Consider the following 15,275-nt stretch of genomic DNA (forward strand, 5'->3'; position numbering starts at 1 on the left):
ACCGACTTTCCGGCCGGGCAAGTCGAACGCCCGGCTGTGGAAAACCTTCCCCGCGTCCTGTTGACTAGCGCTATTCATCGACCCCAAGATGTGAATAGCTCAATCCATTCGATGTCAGGGAGGCACGGCCCATGTCGGGACCGCGACCCGTGCGGGCACCGCGCGGTACGGAGCTGAGTGCTCGGGGATGGCAGCAGGAAGCCGCGCTGCGCATGCTGCAGAACAACCTCGATCCGGAGGTGGCCGAACACCCGGACCAGCTCGTCGTCTACGGCGGCACGGGCAAGGCCGCCCGTGACTGGCGCTCCTTCGACGCGATGGTGCGCACCCTCACCACGCTCAAGCAGGACGAGACGATGCTCGTCCAGTCCGGCAAGCCGGTCGGCGTGATGCAGACCCACGAGTGGGCGCCGCGGGTGCTCATCGCCAACTCCAACCTCGTCGGCGACTGGGCCAACTGGGAGGAGTTCCGCCGCCTGGAGGCCCTCGGCCTCACCATGTACGGCCAGATGACCGCCGGTTCGTGGATCTACATCGGCACCCAGGGCATCCTCCAGGGCACCTACGAGACGTTCGCCGCCGTCGCGGCGAAGAAGTTCGGCGGCAGCCTCGCCGGGACCATCACCCTCACCGCCGGCCTCGGCGGCATGGGCGGCGCCCAGCCGCTCGCCGTCACCATGAACGACGGCGTCGCCCTCTGCATCGACTGCGACCCGCGCGCCATCGAGCGCCGGATCGAGCACCGCTACCTGGACGTGAGGGCGGACAGCCTCCAGCACGCCCTCCAGCTCGCCGTCGAGGCCCGCGACCAGCGCAAACCGCTGTCCATCGGCCTGCTCGGCAACGCCGCCGAACTGCTGCCGCAGATGCTCGCCGAGGGCGCGCCGATCGACATCGTCACCGACCAGACCAGCGCCCACGACCCGCTGTCCTACCTCCCGATCGGCATCGACTTCGCCGACATGGCCGACCACGCCGCCAAGGACCCGGCCGGTTTCACCACCCGCGCCCGCGAGTCGATGGCCAAGCATGTCGAGGCCATGGTCGGCTTCATGGACGCCGGCGCCGAGGTCTTCGACTACGGCAACTCCATCCGCGGCGAGGCCCAACTCGCCGGCTACACGCGGGCGTTCGCCTTCCCCGGCTTCGTCCCCGCGTACATCCGGCCGCTGTTCGCCGAGGGCAAGGGGCCGTTCCGCTGGGCCGCGCTGTCCGGCGACGCCCAGGACATCGCCGCCACCGACAAGGCGATCCTCGACCTCTTCCCGGAGAACGAGTCGCTCGCCCGGTGGATCAAGATGGCCGGCGAGCGGGTCCACTTCCAGGGCCTGCCCGCCCGGATCTGCTGGCTCGGCTACGGCGAACGCGACAAGGCCGGCGAGCGATTCAACGAGATGGTCGCCGACGGCACCCTGCGCGCCCCGCTGGCCATCGGCCGCGACCACCTCGACTGCGGCTCCGTCGCCTCCCCCTACCGCGAGACCGAGGCCATGAAGGACGGCTCGGACGCGATCGCCGACTGGCCGCTGCTCAACGCCATGGTCAACGTCGCCTCCGGCGCCTCCTGGGTCTCGCTGCACCACGGCGGCGGCGTCGGCATGGGCCGCTCGATCCACGCCGGACAGGTCACCGTCGCCGACGGCACCCCGCTGGCCGGCGAGAAGATCCGCCGGGTCCTCACCAACGACCCCGGCATGGGCGTCATCCGCCACGTCGACGCCGGCTACGAGCGCGCCGACGAGGTGGCCGCCGAACGCGGCGTCCGCATCCCGATGCGCGAGGGCGAGGGCGCGTGACCGCCTCGTTCCACGAGATGTGGCAGGAGTTGCGGCCGCTCGGCCGCAACTCCGCCACCGGGGGCTACCGCCGCTACGCCTGGACCGACGCGGACGCCGACTGCCGCGCGTGGTTCCGGGCACAGGCCGAGACCCGCGGACTCGCCTACGAACTCGACCGCAACGGCAACCAGTGGGCCTGGCTCGGCGCCACCGGCCACCAGGACGTGGCCCCCGGCGACGCCGTCGTCACCGGCTCCCACCTGGACTCCGTACCGGACGGCGGCGCCTTCGACGGCCCGCTCGGCGTCGTCAGCTCCTTCGCGGCGCTCGACGAACTCCGCCGCCGCGGAGCCGAACCCACCAAGCCCCTGGCGATCGTCAACTTCGGCGACGAGGAAGGCGCCCGCTTCGGCCTGGCCTGCGTCGGCTCCCGGCTCACCGCCGGCGCCCTGACCCCGAAGGCCGCGCACGAACTCCGCGACGCCGACGGCATTTCGCTGCCGCAGGCCATGGAACGCGCCGGCTACGACCCCGACGCCATCGGCCCGGACCCCGAACGGCTCGCCGCGATCGGTGCGTTCGTCGAACTCCACGTCGAGCAGGGCCGCGCCCTGGACCTGTCCGGCGACCCGGTCGGCGTCGCCTCCGCCATCTGGCCGCACGGCCGCTGGCGGTTCGACTTCCACGGCGAGGCCAACCACGCCGGCACCACGCGCCTGGAGGACCGGCGCGACCCGATGCTCAGCTACGCCGCGACCGTCCTCGCCGCACGGGAACAGGCCCGGCTGGCCGGCGCCCTGGCCACCTTCGGGAAGATCAGCGTGGAGCCGAACGGCGTCAACGCCATCCCCTCGCTCGTCCGCGGCTGGCTGGACTCCCGCGCCCCCGACCAGGACACCCTGGACACCGTGATCCACGGCATCGAGCAGGCCGCCGCCGAACGCGCCGCACGCGACGGGGTCGACCTGACCGTCGTCCGCGAATCCTTCACCCCGGTCGTGGAGTTCGAGCACGCCCTGCGGGACGAGCTGAGCGCCCTCCTGGGCAAGGCGGCGGAGCGCCCGGTACCCGTCCTCGGCACCGGCGCGGGCCATGACGCCGGTATTTTGTCCGGAACCGTCCCCACCGCCATGCTGTTCGTACGCAACCCGACCGGCGTGTCCCACTCACCCGCAGAAGCGGCGGAGGAGGACGACTGCGCCGCCGGGGTCCTCGCACTCGCCGACGTACTGGAGGGGCTGGCGTGCCGCTGACCACGCAGGCAACACCGACGACGTACTGGCTCGAACACGCCTGGCTCGGCAGCCACGTCGAGCCGGGCGTGACCCTGGAGACCGCGGACGGGCGGATCGCGGCCGTCCGCACCGGGGACGCCACCCCGCCGCCCGGCGCCACCGTCCTGCGCGGTCTGACGCTCCCCGGCCTGGCCAACGCGCACAGCCACGCCTTCCACCGCGCCCTGCGCGGCACCGTCCAGGTCGGCAGCGGCACCTTCTGGACCTGGCGCGAGATCATGTACTCCGTCGCCGACCGGCTCACCCCGGACAGCTACTACGCCCTCGCCCGCGCCGTCTACGCCGAGATGGCGCTGGCCGGCATCACCTGCGTCGGCGAATTCCACTACCTCCACCACGCGCCCGGCGGCACCCGCTACGACGACCCCAACGCCATGGGCCAGGCGCTGATCGCGGCCGCCGCGGACGCCGGCATCCGCATCACCCTGCTCGACACCGCCTACCTCTCGTCCGGCTTCGGCGCCCCGCCCGACCGGCACCAGCTGCGCTTCTCCGACGGCACCGCGGACCGCTGGGCGCAGCGCGCCGAGGCGCTCAAGGAGGACCGCGAGCACGTCCGCATCGGCGCCGCCATCCACTCCGTACGCGCCGTGCCCGCCGGTCAGCTCGGCACCGTCGCGGACTGGGCCCGCGAACGGCGGGCCCCGCTGCACGTCCACCTCTCCGAGCAGACCGCCGAGAACGACGCCTGCCGGGACGCGCACGGCCGCACCCCCACCCAACTGCTCGCCGACCACGGTGCGTTGGGCCGGCGCACCACGGCCGTGCACGCCACGCACCTCACCGACCAGGACATCGCCCTGCTCGGCGGCTCGACCACCGGCGTGTGCATGTGCCCCACCACCGAGCGCGACCTCGCCGACGGCATCGGCCCGGCCGCCCGGCTCCAGGGCACCGGCAGCCCGCTGTCCCTCGGCAGCGACAGCCACGCCGTCATCGACCTGCTCGAAGAGGCCCGCGCCATGGAGCTCGACGAGCGGCTGCGCACCCGCACCCGCGGGCACTGGACCGCCGCCGCCCTGCTGCGCGCCGCCACCGCCGACGGCCATGCCGCCCTCGGCTGGGACGACGCCGGCACCCTGGAGACCGGCGCGCTCGCCGACCTCACCACGATCGCACTGGACTCCGTACGCACCGCCGGACCACTGCCCCGGCTGGCCGCCGAAACGGCAGTATTCGCCGCCTCCGCGGCGGACGTGCGACACACCATCGTCGGCGGGCGGCAGATCGTCCGGGACGGTGTGCACACTCTTGTCCCCGACGTGCCCGCAGCCCTCGCAGAATCCATCGCCGCCGTACGCGGCTGAAGGAGAACACCCCCGCGATGACGACGACCTCCGCGCCGACCACCGCCATCACCCACATCTCCCAGCTCGTCACCAACGACCCCTCCCTCGGTGAAGGCCCCCTCGGTCTGATCCAGGACGCCGCGGTCGTCATCGACGGCGACCGCATCGCCTGGGTCGGTGCTTCCAGCAAAGCACCCGCCACTGACAACACCGTCGACGCCGCCGGCCGGGCCGGCATCCCCGGCTTCGTCGACTCCCACTCCCACCTCGTCTTCGCCGGCGACCGCACCGAGGAGTTCAACGCCCGGATGTCCGGGCGCCCTTACTCCGCCGGCGGCATCCGCACCACCGTCGCCGCCACCCGCGCCGCCACCGACGCGGAACTGGAGGCCAACCTCACCCGCCACCTCGCCGAGGCACTCCGCCAGGGCACGACCACGTTCGAGACCAAGTCCGGCTACGGCCTGACCGTCGAGGACGAGGCCCGGGCGCTGCGCATCGCCGCCGCGCACACCGACGAGGTGACCTTCCTCGGCGCCCACATCGTCTCCCCGGACTACGCCGACGACCCGGCCGGCTACGTCGACCTGGTCACCGGCCCGATGCTGGACGCCTGCGCCCCGCACGCCCGCTGGATCGACGTCTTCTGCGAGAAGGGCGCCTTCGACGGCGACCAGGCCCGCGCGATCCTCACCGCCGGCAAGGCCAGGGGCCTCGCCCCGCGGGTGCACGCCAACCAGCTCGGGCACGGCCCCGGCGTGCAGATCGCGGTCGAGCTCGGCGCAGCCTCCGCCGACCACTGCACCCACCTCAGTCCCGCGGACATCGACGCCCTCGCCCAGTCCGAGACCGTCGCCACGCTGCTGCCCGGCGCCGAGTTCTCCACCCGCGCCCAGTGGCCCGACGCCCGTCCGCTGCTCGACGCCGGCGTCACCGTCGCGCTGTCCACCGACTGCAACCCCGGCTCGTCCTTCACCAGTTCCATGCCGTTCTGCATCGCCCTGGCCGTCCGCGACATGGGCATGACCCCCGACGAGGCGGTGTGGTCGGCCACCGCGGGCGGTGCCCGCGCACTGCGCCGTACCGACGTCGGCCGCATCACTCCGGGTGCCCGCGCCGACCTGGCCCTCCTGGACGCCCCCAGCCACGTCCACCTCGCCTACCGCCCGGGCGTCCCGCTCGTTTCGGCCGTGTGGCACAAGGGAGTCCTGGTCTGACGCACAGGAGGCCCCAGCGGCCTCCGGACGCGGAGGAGGGCCCGTCCCGGTACCCCGGGGCGGGCCCTCCTCCGCGCGGGCGGTGCCGGTCGCGAGGACCGGCAGGACGACCGCGGGCCTCACTCCTCGACCATCAGCCCCTTGCGGAGCCGGCCGAGCGTGCGGGAGAGCAGACGGGAGACGTGCATCTGGGAGATGCCCAGCTCCTCGCCGATCTCGGACTGGGTCATGTTCGCCACGAAGCGCAGGGACAGGATCTGCTTGTCGCGCGGCGGGAGTTCGGCGATCAGCGGCTTCAACGACTCGACGTACTCGATGCCTTCGAGTCCGTGGTCCTCGTAGCCGATCCGGTCCGCCAGCGCGCCTTCGCTGTCGTCCTCCTCGGGCTGGGCGTCCAGCGAGCTCGCGGTGTAGGCGTTGCTCGCGGCCATCCCCTCGACGACCTCGTCATTGGTGATGCCGAGGCGTTCGGCGAGTTCGTGCACCGTGGGGGCGCGGTCCAGCTTCTGCGAGAGTTCGTCGCCGGCCTTGGCGAGGTCCAGACGCAGTTCCTGCAGACGCCTCGGTACGCGCACCGACCAGCTGGTGTCGCGGAAGAAGCGCTTGATCTCGCCGACGATGGTCGGCATCGCGAACGTCGGGAACTCCACACCGCGGCTGAGTTCGAAGCGGTCTATCGCCTTGATCAGGCCGATCGTGCCGACCTGGACGATGTCCTCCATCGGCTCGCTGCGGGAGCGGAAGCGGGAGGCCGCGAACTTCACCAGGGCGAGATTGAGCTCGACCAGGGTGTTGCGGACGTAAGCGAATTCGTGGGTGCCTTCCTCAAGCGATTCGAGTCGCTCGAAGAGGGTCTTGGACAGGGCCCTCGCGTCCACCGGACCCACCTCGTCGAACGGCGGGATCTCGGGCAGATCGTCGATCTCGGAAAATTCCGCCTGATCGGATTCGGCAGGGTTGGGCTGGGAAGGGATCCGTCCGTGCAGGTCGGACAGGGGTGTCGACGATGCGGACTGCCGGGTGTCGTCGGTACGCGGTTCGTCGAGCCGGGGTGACATGGTCTCCTCCATCGTTCTCGGCATATGGCTGCCGATGCCTCTACGTGAAGCCTTCGGTGTGCGGCGCCTCCAAAGCCGGCCGTTGCGAATGTGTCCTTCTACGCCTACCTGGGTTTGCCGGAAGATGGCAAGTAAGCGTTGTCCGTATATTGGGCAATATGCGGATTGTTCGGCTACCGGCGGGCGTCAGGAAGGCGTAGGGTTCGACGCGCGCAGTCGTAAGCAATCCAGTCGTCTAGACAGCAAAAGGGGTGCGCTTCGCATGGACCGCGGGACGGTCGGCAGTGCAAGCCGGGGCCGGCTTCACGTCGAGATCCGCCATCACGGCGCAAGCGCAGTCGTGACGGTCACGGGTGAGCTTGATCACCACACCGCGGATCTGTTGCGGGAATCACTCGAAGGCTGTGTGGACGACGGTTACGCACGCCTGGTGGTCGACTGCTCACAGCTCGAATTCATGGACTCCACGGGCCTCAACGTACTGCTCGGCGCGCGCCTGAAGGCGGAGGCCGAAGGGGGCGGGGTCCACCTGGCCGGCATGCAGCCGGTGGTCGCCCGGGTATTCGAGATCACCGGTGCCGAGGCAGTCTTCACGGTGCACGATTCCGTCGATGCGGCCCTGGCCGAGTGACCTGACGACGGTGTCCGGAACGATCTGTTCCGGCCGCGTAGTCCGTGTCACAACTTCCGTACCCAAGAAGTGGGTGTTCTCACGGTCCGGTCGGGCAGGAGACATCTGAATCCGTTGCAAGCAGTCCGCTATCTGTTCTCCGTGAATAGGCGAATCGGTGAGGTGAAGCGCTGATGAGCACCACCCGGCCGTACCCGCCGGGCGATCTCGGCCCGGAGCCGGGCGGCGCCGGTGCTTCCGCTGCCGTTCCGTCCGCCGCAATGCCGGCGGGCCAGATCCGCCGGCTGCGCCTGGCGGGCACCCGGGGCGCCGTGGCACGTGGCCGTGATTTCGCCCGGCAGGCCCTGCACGACTGGGGCTGGTTGCCGGCCGCCAGCGCCGACCAGCGGGCCGCCGCCGAGGACGTGCTGCTCGTGGTGTCGGAACTGGTCACCAACGCCTGTCTGCACGCCGAGGGGCCCGAGGAGCTGCGGCTGCGCTGCACGTCCAAAGTGCTGCGGCTGGAGGTCACCGACCTCGGCGCGGGCTCACCGGCGCCGCGCAGCCCGCACCGCCCCGGCCGCCCCGGCGGCCACGGCATGTTCATCGTGCAGCGGCTCTGCCTGGACTGGGGCGTGGTGCGCAATCCGGACGGCACCGGCAAGACCGTCTGGGCGGAGCTCGCCGCACCGGCCTGACCGGGGCGGCGACTGCAGAGGAGCGCGGGTCCGCGGACTCGCGCTTCTGTCGTTCCCGGGCCCGGGCCTTCGCCGTTCCCGGGTCCGCGCCTTCGCCGTTCCCGGGTCCGCACCTTCGCCGTTCCCGGGCCCAGGCCTTCGCCGTTCCCGGGTCCCTGCCGTGCCCACGGCCGGCGGCCGGATGTGCCCGCCGGTGCGGCCCCGGACCGATCGGGGCTGTGCTGTGCCTTCCCTCGACAAGGTCCCCGGCGTACCTTGAGCGGCCAATCTGATGTGCCGTCAGTAACAGTCGGCGGTGCGCCCATCGGGAGAAGGGGAACGGACAGTGGCCCGCTTCTACGCACAGCACGGCCGGCGACCGCGCCGGGCGGCCGGCCTCGCCGCCGCCGCGGCGCTGACGGCGGGGTCCGCGGTGCTGCTCACCGCGCCGGCCGCCCACGCCGAGGTCGTCGACGTCAACTACCAGTGCAGGACGCCGATCGGCAACAAGGGCGCGGTCTCACCGATCGACATCAGGAGCACCCCCAGCGGCGGTGCGTACAAGCTGGTGATGTCCTTCCAGAAGGGGGTCTCCTCCAGCCCCGTCGAGCTGGGCAAGGGCGCGATGCAGCCGAGCGCGCTGATCAAGCTGGGCGGCGCGGAGAGGGGTACGGTCGCGGTCTCCGGCCCGCCCAACGACCGGGCGATTCCGGCCAACACCCCCATCAAGATCAGTGACTTGAGCGGGACGTACACCCCGAAGGCCGGCGGCAAGGTCACCTTCACCGCCTCCACCCTCACCATCAAGGCCCTCGGCACCACGACCACCTGCACCCCCGGCAACCACCCCAAGCCGTCGCTCACCCTCGACGTGAAGGCCTCCGGGGGCAGCGGCGGCGGGGCGGCCACCGGCGGTACGGGCGGCTCCTCCGGCGGACGGCTGCCGCAGACCGGGCCGGCGGACTCCGCGGTGGCGCTGGGCACCCTGGGCGGCACGGTGCTGCTGGCCGGCGCGGCCGGAGTGCTCTGGCTGACCCGCCGTCACCGGCGCGCCTGAACCGCATCCGGACAGCAGCCTCCGCACCACGTGCAGCCCCCGCACCACGAGTACCAGGAGCCGCCGATGCCGTTCCGTCCTCGCCCCGCGGTCAGCGGTGCGGTCCTCGCCGCCGCAGCGGTACTGCTGTGCCCCGCCGCGGCCCAGGCCCGCCCCGCCGCGCCGACCGGGCCGGGCTGGTCCGCCGCGCCCGCCCCCGGACCCGGCGCCGCACCGAGCGCGCAGGACCGCCCGTACTTCTACCTGGAGGGGGCGCCGGGCACCGTGCTGTCCGACCGGCTGTCCCTCGGCAACCCCACCCGCCGGGCCGTCACCGTACGGCTGCGCGGCACCGGCGGCGGGACGGGCGGCGGCACCGGTTCCTGGCTCCGGTTCGCCGCGGGGCGGGTCACGGTGCCGCCGCGCACCCGGGCGAGCGTCCCGTTCACGGTGACCGTGCCGCGCGACGCGGCCCCGGGCGACCACCCCGGCACGATCACGGCGGCCGCCGGACCGGCGCGGCACGGCGGGCCCGCGGTCCGGCGCACCGTACCGGTCCACCTGAGGGTGGCCGGCCCGGCGCTGTCCGCGCTGACCGCCGAGGACGTGTCGGTGCACCGCCAAGGGAGTGCGGCGGTCATCCGGTACACCCTGGTCAACCGCGGGAACACGGTGCTCACCCCGCGGCTGGCGGTGCGCGCCGACGGCGTCCTTGGGCCGCTGCTGCGGCGCGCCGCCCGCACCCTGCCGATCACACTGGCGCCCGGCGAGCGGGCCCGTCTGACGGAGGACTGGCCCGATCCGCCGGCCCTGGACGCGGTGGACCTCCGGCTCACGGTGACGGCGGGCGCCGGCGCCCACGCCGCCGCCACGGCCTCGTACACCGCCCTCCCGTGGGGCGTCGCGGCCGGGGCGGCGCTGGTCCCGGTGGCGGGCGCGGCCGGTCTGCCGGCCGTACGGCGGCGACGCCGGCGCCGGAACGGGGACGAGCGGGACGAGCGGCGGGGCCGGGGCGGCGGCAGCGGCGGGCCCGGGCGGCCGGTGCGGACGGCGGCCCTTCCCGCGGCCGTCACCACGGCCCTCGCCGCCGCTCTCGTCCTGGTCCCGCCGGCGGCCGGCGGCGCCCGCGCCGCCTCGCCGGCCGAGGCACCCGGTGGGCACCCCACCGTCCAGCTCTCCAAGAAGGAGGCCGGGAAGGGCGGCACGCTGACCGTGACCGGTCGCGGCTGGCGGCCCAAGGCCCTGCTCACCCTGCTGATCTGCGGCCAGAACATGATCGGTGGCACCAATACCTGCGCCAACGGGGACGGCCGGGCGGTCACCACCGATGCGCACGGCGCCTTCCGCAGACGCCTGCCGGTCGCCGAACCGCCCAAGCCCTGCCCGTGCGTGGTGCACGTGGCGACGGTGACGGGGGCGACGGCCGCCGCGGACGCCGCGTTCACGGTGGCGGGCCATCCGGTGGCGCCGCTGCCCAAGGAGCGCACCGGCGGCCGGCTGGCGGTGCTGTCCCCGCCGCGGCTGGCCGGCAGCAGCGGACTGCTCACCTGGTTCGGCGCCCCACCGCAGCGTGAACTGACCGTCACGGTCGGCAATCTCGGCTCCGCGCCGGCCCGTGACCCGGTCTTCCAGGTCGGCACCTCGCACGGCGTCTTCGCCCCCCAGTGGGAGGAACAGCAGTGGCGGGGGACCGTACCGCCCGGAAAGAAGGCCCAGGTCAGGCTGCCGGTCGAGCTGGCGGCCGGCGCCCACGGGGACTATCTGGTCTCCCTCAGATACGGCGGCAAGGTGCTGGCCGAGCAGCCCTGGGGCGTCGGCCGGCCGTGGGGCGTGACGCTCTTCTGGGTGCTGCTGTGCGTCGTGGTCCCGACCGCAGTGTTCCGTATCGGCATGGCGGTCGTGGACCGGGTACGCCCGCGCCGCCCGGCGGGCCACGCCCGCCCCCGCAGCCGCACCCGTCGTACCACGCCGGCCGGCGACCGTGCCGCGCTGCCGTGGTTCACCCCGGACACCGCACCGTCCACCACCACATCCACCGAACGACCGACGTCGAAAGGTTCTGCGTGATGAGGCAACGGAGGAGAGCCGCGGTGGCCTCGGTGGCCGCGCTGGCGCTCGCGGGAGCGGGCATCATGACGGCGGCCGGTGCCGCCGAGGCCGCGGAGGTCTCGTACAAGACCGAGTGTCTGCCGCCGCCGATATCGGGGCTGCCGCCGATCGAGGGCACCACGAAGGTGGACGTCAGCGCGCCCGCCACGGCCAAGGTCGGGGACGAGATCGAGGTGGTCTGGAAGACCGTCGAGGGCGCGTCCAAGAACCCCGACATCCTCGATCTGGGGAAGGACACCGTCGAGCCGACCGGCACGATCAAGGTGGCCGGGGCACAGACCGGGGAGCTGCCGATGAAGGGGCCGCGGCAGAACCCGCCGATCCCCAAGGGCGGTGCGATGAAACTGTCCGACATGACGGGGAAGCTCAAGCTGACCAAGCCCGGCGAGGTCACGCTCACCCCCGGCTTCTACAACATCAACGTCAACCGGCCGATCTCCACCGACACCAAGTGCTCGCCCAAGGAGGAGGTGAAGCCCGCGGTGACGATCAAGGTCACCGACGGCGGGGGCTCCACCGGCGGGACGACCGGCGGCAGTACGGGCGGCACGACGGGCGGCAGCACCGGCGGGACGACCACGGGCACCTCCGGCGGGAGCACCGGTGGGAGCACCTCGGGCGGCAGCACCGGCGGTTCCACGGACGGCGGCAGCACCGGCGGTTCGAGCGCCGGCGGTTCGACGGCCGGGGGTTCGACCGGCGGCTCCGGCGGTGACCCCGACGGCACCGCGTACCAGGGCAAGGAGATCAAGGTGCCCTACGCCTGCAAGACGCCCATCGGCGACAAGAAGGCGACCTCGCCGGTGCAGATCAACGCCGTGAAGAAGGGCGGCGGTTACGACCTGACGGTGCGGTTCAAGAAGTCCGTGATGACCAGCCCGGCGGACATCCCCAAGGACTCCGTCAAGCCGTCGATGGACGTCAAGGTGGGCGGCGCGGACAAGGGAACGGTCAAGGTGGAGGGCCCGACCAATCCCGGGCCCATCAAGTCGGGCGACCCGATCGAGATCCCCGATCTGAAGGGCACCTACAAGCCGGGCGCCACCGGCAAGGCCACGCTGACCCCGGGCGTGCTCACCGTCAACGCCCTGGGCACCACCACGACCTGCACCCCGGAGAAGGACCCGGGGGCCTCACTCGCCCTGGACACCGCGGCGCAGCCGGGCGGCACCTCCGGCGGCACGTCGGGCGGCTCGTCGAGCGGTGCCACGGGCGGGACCACGGCGTCCGGCGGGGGAACGGCGTCCGGCGGCGGCGCGACCGGATCGGCCGGCGGCTCGGGCAGCAGCGGCAGCGGCGGCGAGCTGGCCCACACCGGTGCGGGCGCACAGGGCGCACTGACCGCGCTCGGCCTGCTCGCCGGCACGGCCGTCCTGCTGGGCGGCGCGGTGTTCACGTTCCTGCCGCGACGGCGGGCACGGCTCCGCTGAGCCGGCAGGCCCACCGCACGACGAAGGGGGCGTCGCACCGGCGGTGCGACGCCCCCTTTAGCCGTCGGGGCCGGCAGGCGTCAGTTGACGCCGCCCATCAGCTGCTTGACCCGCTTCCGGGACATCCAGATGCCGAGGCCGGCGACGACCGCGAGGGCGGCCTCGACGGCGACCGAACTCGCGGTGTTCAGGTCGACGTTCAGCTGCGGCGAGGTCAGCAGACCCGCCACGGAGTCACCGGCGGTGACCGCGAGGAACCAGACACCCATCATCTGGGAGCCGTACTTGGCGGGCGCCATCTTCGTGGTGACCGACAGGCCGACCGGGGAGAGGCAGAGCTCACCGACGGTCTGGATGAAGTAGACCGCCACCAGCCACATCGGGCTGACCTTGCCGCCGTTGGCCGCGGTGTCCAGCAGCGGGAAGAGGAACACGGCGAACGAGATGCCGATCAGCGCGAGGCTGGACGCGAACTTGACGGCGGTGCTCGGCTCCTTGCCGCGCTTGTTCAGCCACAGCCACCCGGAGGCGACCACCGGGGCGAGCGCCATGATGAAGATCGGGTTCAGCGACTGGTACCAGGACGTCGGGAAGTGGAAGCCCAGCAGGTCGTTGGTGGTCGAGTGCTCGCCGAAGATCGACAGGGTCGAGCCGTTCTGGTCGTAGATCATCCAGAAGACGGCGGCGACCACGAAGAACCAGATGTAGCCGGAGAGCTTGGACTGCTCCAGCTCCGAGAGCTCCTTGTCGCGCTTCATGCGGAACAGCACGGCGATCGGGATGACCAGGCCGGCGATGGTGATCGGCATCAGCGCCCAGTCGGCGAAGTTACCGGTCACACCGAGCAGGGTGTAGAAGACGGCGGCGACGGCCAGCCAGAGCAGGCCCTTGCGCAGCGCGGACGTCTTCTCCTGGGCCGTCGCGGGCTGCGAGACGACGTCGCTCTCGGCGCTCAGGTGGCGGGTGCCGAGCAGGAACTGGGCGAGGCCGAGGGCCATGCCGACCGCGGCGAGCGTGAAGCCGAAGTGCCAGTTGACGTTCTCGCCGACGGTGCCGATGGTCAGCGGGGCCAGGAAGGCGCCGAGGTTGATGCCGATGTAGAAGAGCGTGAAGCCACCGTCACGGCGCGGGTCCTGCGGGCCGTCGTAGAGGTGGCCGACCATCGTGGAGATGTTCGCCTTCAGCAGGCCGGAGCCGAGCGCCACCAGGACGAGACCGGCGAAGAAGGTCACCGGGGTGGGCAGGGCGAGCGTGATGTGACCCGCGATGACGACGAGGGCGCCGATGGCGACCGTCTTGCGCGGACCCCAGAAACGGTCGGCCATCCAGCCGCCCGGCATGGCGAGCAGATAGACCATCGCCATGTACACGGAGTAGATCGCCGTCGCCGTCGTGGCCTGCATGTGCATGCCGCCGGGGGCGATCAGGTACAGCGGGAGCAGCGCCTTCATGCCGTAGAAGCTGAAGCGCTCCCACATCTCGGTCATGAAGAGCGTGGCCAGTCCGCGGGGGTGGCCGAAGAAGGTCTTGCCGCCGTTGACAGGGGTTCCCTGCTGGGCGGCGCCCTTCGTCAGGCTGGACGCCATGATGGTTCCTTGCTGCTCGGGACGCGCGCGGAGGCCGTGGCGCGCCCGGGGGGATGACCGAGACCGGTGCGGAACCGCCCGCCCCCACGCCCGGGGGTTCGGTGCCCACGCCCTCATCGAGGCGGCACCGGCAGGACGGTCCGAACCGGGATCCACGCCCCCCGTGCTGCTCGCGCGGTGGACCCGGTCGACAGGTCAATCACTGTGTACCGGGGCTGGGGGTACCAGCCCCGCACACAACAGGGACCGGTGACGTCAGTTGAGCGTCACGGTCCCGGTGGTTGTGCGTTGGACGTTGCATTCACCATACGACTCGATCCGCCGCCGAGGGGTCCCGTGAGAGAACGCTCACACTGAGGTGGGGAACCGCGTGCGCCCTTCCGGGCGACCGCGCGCGCCCGTCCCGCACGGGCGCGCCGCCTGCCACGCTGCAGGAACGGTCCGCCGCCGGCCATCCGTGCTGGTCCACCCCTCGGGCCGGATACATCGGACTACCATCGGCCCATGACCCGTGTACTGCTCGCCGAGGATGACGCGTCCATCTCGGAGCCGCTCGCCCGCGCCCTGCGCCGCGAGGGTTACGAAGTCGAGGTGCGCGAGGACGGCCCGACGGCGCTCGACGCCGGTATCCAGGGCAACATCGACCTCGTCGTCCTGGACCTGGGGCTGCCCGGCATGGACGGCCTGGAGGTCGCCCGCCGGCTGCGCAACGAAGGCCATTCCTTCCCCATCCTGGTCCTGACCGCCCGCGCCGACGAGGTGGACACCGTCGTCGGCCTGGACGCCGGCGCCGACGACTACGTCACCAAGCCCTTCCGGCTCGCCGAACTCCTCGCACGGGTACGGGCCCTGCTCCGCCGCGGCTCCACCGCCGAGCCCCAGCAGCCGCCGGCCACCCACGGCGTCCGCATCGACGTCGAATCGCACCGCGCCTGGATGGGCGAGGAGGAACTCCAGCTCACGGCGAAGGAGTTCGACCTGCTGCGGGTCCTGGTACGGGACGCCGGCCGGGTCGTCACCCGCGACCAGCTCATGCGCGAGGTCTGGGACACCACGTGGTGGTCGTCCACGAAGACGCTGGACATGCACATCTCCTGGCTCCGCAAGAAGCTCGGGGACGATGCCGCCAACCCCCGTTACATCGCCACCGTCCGCGGTGTCGGTTTCCGCTTCGAAAAGAGCTAGGGGCC

At 72.2% G+C, this 15,275-nt stretch carries 12 protein-coding genes; 10 read left to right on the plus strand and 2 right to left on the minus strand.

Features of this window, described 5'->3' with window-relative positions; all coding sequences use genetic code 11:
- Positions 1–131: 131 nt before the first annotated feature.
- From hutU to hutI, 4 genes are read left to right on the plus strand one after another with little or no spacing between them, the layout of a single operon-like run.
- Positions 132–1,796 carry a urocanate hydratase gene (gene hutU / locus AB0G35_RS07455; RefSeq protein WP_360945179.1) on the plus strand — a complete coding sequence of 555 codons (1,665 nt, stop codon included), beginning with the start codon at positions 132–134 and terminating at the stop codon, positions 1,794–1,796.
- On the plus strand, positions 1,793–3,031 hold the full coding sequence (locus AB0G35_RS07460) for an allantoate amidohydrolase (RefSeq protein WP_360945182.1): 1,239 nt from the start codon (positions 1,793–1,795) through the stop codon (positions 3,029–3,031). The genes hutU and AB0G35_RS07460 overlap by 4 nt, the downstream gene beginning before the upstream one ends.
- Positions 3,022–4,380 carry a formimidoylglutamate deiminase gene (locus AB0G35_RS07465; protein WP_360945185.1) on the plus strand — a complete coding sequence of 453 codons (1,359 nt, stop codon included), beginning with the start codon at positions 3,022–3,024 and terminating at the stop codon, positions 4,378–4,380. The genes AB0G35_RS07460 and AB0G35_RS07465 overlap by 10 nt, the downstream gene beginning before the upstream one ends.
- Before the next feature lie 17 nt (positions 4,381–4,397).
- The gene (gene hutI, locus AB0G35_RS07470; RefSeq protein WP_360945188.1) at positions 4,398–5,579 is read left to right on the plus strand and encodes an imidazolonepropionase; all 1,182 of its coding nucleotides are present in this window, start codon (positions 4,398–4,400) and stop codon (positions 5,577–5,579) included.
- 119 nt (positions 5,580–5,698) lie between these two features.
- Here hutI and AB0G35_RS07475 read toward each other — a convergent pair whose 3' ends face one another.
- The gene (locus AB0G35_RS07475; RefSeq protein ID WP_360945343.1) at positions 5,699–6,637 is read right to left on the minus strand and encodes an RNA polymerase sigma factor SigF; all 939 of its coding nucleotides are present in this window, start codon (positions 6,635–6,637) and stop codon (positions 5,699–5,701) included.
- 262 nt (positions 6,638–6,899) lie between these two features.
- On the opposite strand from AB0G35_RS07475, the gene AB0G35_RS07480 reads away from it, so the two are divergent.
- The 5 genes from AB0G35_RS07480 to AB0G35_RS07500 all read left to right on the plus strand — a co-directional run bounded on the left by AB0G35_RS07480 (position 6,900) and on the right by AB0G35_RS07500 (position 12,499).
- Positions 6,900–7,268, plus strand: coding sequence for an STAS domain-containing protein (locus AB0G35_RS07480; protein WP_030416081.1), 369 nt, complete (start codon positions 6,900–6,902; stop codon positions 7,266–7,268).
- Positions 7,269–7,441: 173 nt separating this feature from the next.
- Entirely contained in the window at positions 7,442–7,945 is a 504-nt protein-coding gene (locus tag AB0G35_RS07485; protein WP_360945192.1) for an ATP-binding protein, read from the plus strand.
- Between the two features lie 325 nt (positions 7,946–8,270).
- Positions 8,271–8,981, plus strand: coding sequence for an LPXTG cell wall anchor domain-containing protein (locus tag AB0G35_RS07490; RefSeq protein ID WP_360945195.1), 711 nt, complete (start codon positions 8,271–8,273; stop codon positions 8,979–8,981).
- A gap of 1,077 nt (positions 8,982–10,058) precedes the next feature.
- A complete protein-coding gene (locus tag AB0G35_RS07495) occupies positions 10,059–11,027 on the plus strand; it encodes a hypothetical protein (protein ID WP_360945346.1) in 969 nt (322 codons plus the stop codon).
- Positions 11,027–12,499, plus strand: coding sequence for a hypothetical protein (locus AB0G35_RS07500; protein ID WP_360945198.1), 1,473 nt, complete (start codon positions 11,027–11,029; stop codon positions 12,497–12,499). Before AB0G35_RS07495 ends, AB0G35_RS07500 begins: the two co-directional genes overlap by 1 nt.
- An 80-nt stretch (positions 12,500–12,579) precedes the next feature.
- Here AB0G35_RS07500 and AB0G35_RS07505 read toward each other — a convergent pair whose 3' ends face one another.
- Positions 12,580–14,085 (minus strand): oligopeptide:H+ symporter, encoded by a 1,506-nt coding sequence (locus AB0G35_RS07505; RefSeq protein WP_360945201.1) that lies wholly within the window; start codon positions 14,083–14,085, stop codon positions 12,580–12,582.
- Between the two features lie 504 nt (positions 14,086–14,589).
- On the opposite strand from AB0G35_RS07505, the gene AB0G35_RS07510 reads away from it, so the two are divergent.
- Positions 14,590–15,270: a response regulator transcription factor gene (locus AB0G35_RS07510; protein ID WP_030416075.1), complete on the plus strand. Its 681-nt coding sequence runs from the start codon at positions 14,590–14,592 to the stop codon at positions 15,268–15,270.
- Positions 15,271–15,275 lie beyond the last annotated feature (5 nt).

The sequence above is a fragment of the Streptomyces sp. NPDC021749 genome (genome assembly GCF_040640655.1).
Taxonomy (GTDB): domain Bacteria; phylum Actinomycetota; class Actinomycetes; order Streptomycetales; family Streptomycetaceae; genus Streptomyces.

What these genes read in the sequence shown, in the direction of transcription:
- AB0G35_RS07475 (WP_360945343.1), bottom strand. Translation starts at nt 6,637, where the DNA reads ATGTCACCCCGGCTCGACGAACCGCGTACCGACGACACCCGGCAGTCC.
- AB0G35_RS07510 (WP_030416075.1), top strand. Translation starts at nt 14,590, where the DNA reads ATGACCCGTGTACTGCTCGCCGAGGATGACGCGTCCATCTCGGAGCCG.
- hutU (WP_360945179.1), top strand. Translation starts at nt 132, where the DNA reads ATGTCGGGACCGCGACCCGTGCGGGCACCGCGCGGTACGGAGCTGAGT.
- AB0G35_RS07485 (WP_360945192.1), top strand. Translation starts at nt 7,442, where the DNA reads ATGAGCACCACCCGGCCGTACCCGCCGGGCGATCTCGGCCCGGAGCCG.
- hutI (WP_360945188.1), top strand. Translation starts at nt 4,398, where the DNA reads ATGACGACGACCTCCGCGCCGACCACCGCCATCACCCACATCTCCCAG.
- AB0G35_RS07505 (WP_360945201.1), bottom strand. Translation starts at nt 14,085, where the DNA reads ATGGCGTCCAGCCTGACGAAGGGCGCCGCCCAGCAGGGAACCCCTGTC.
- AB0G35_RS07500 (WP_360945198.1), top strand. Translation starts at nt 11,027, where the DNA reads ATGAGGCAACGGAGGAGAGCCGCGGTGGCCTCGGTGGCCGCGCTGGCG.
- AB0G35_RS07480 (WP_030416081.1), top strand. Translation starts at nt 6,900, where the DNA reads ATGGACCGCGGGACGGTCGGCAGTGCAAGCCGGGGCCGGCTTCACGTC.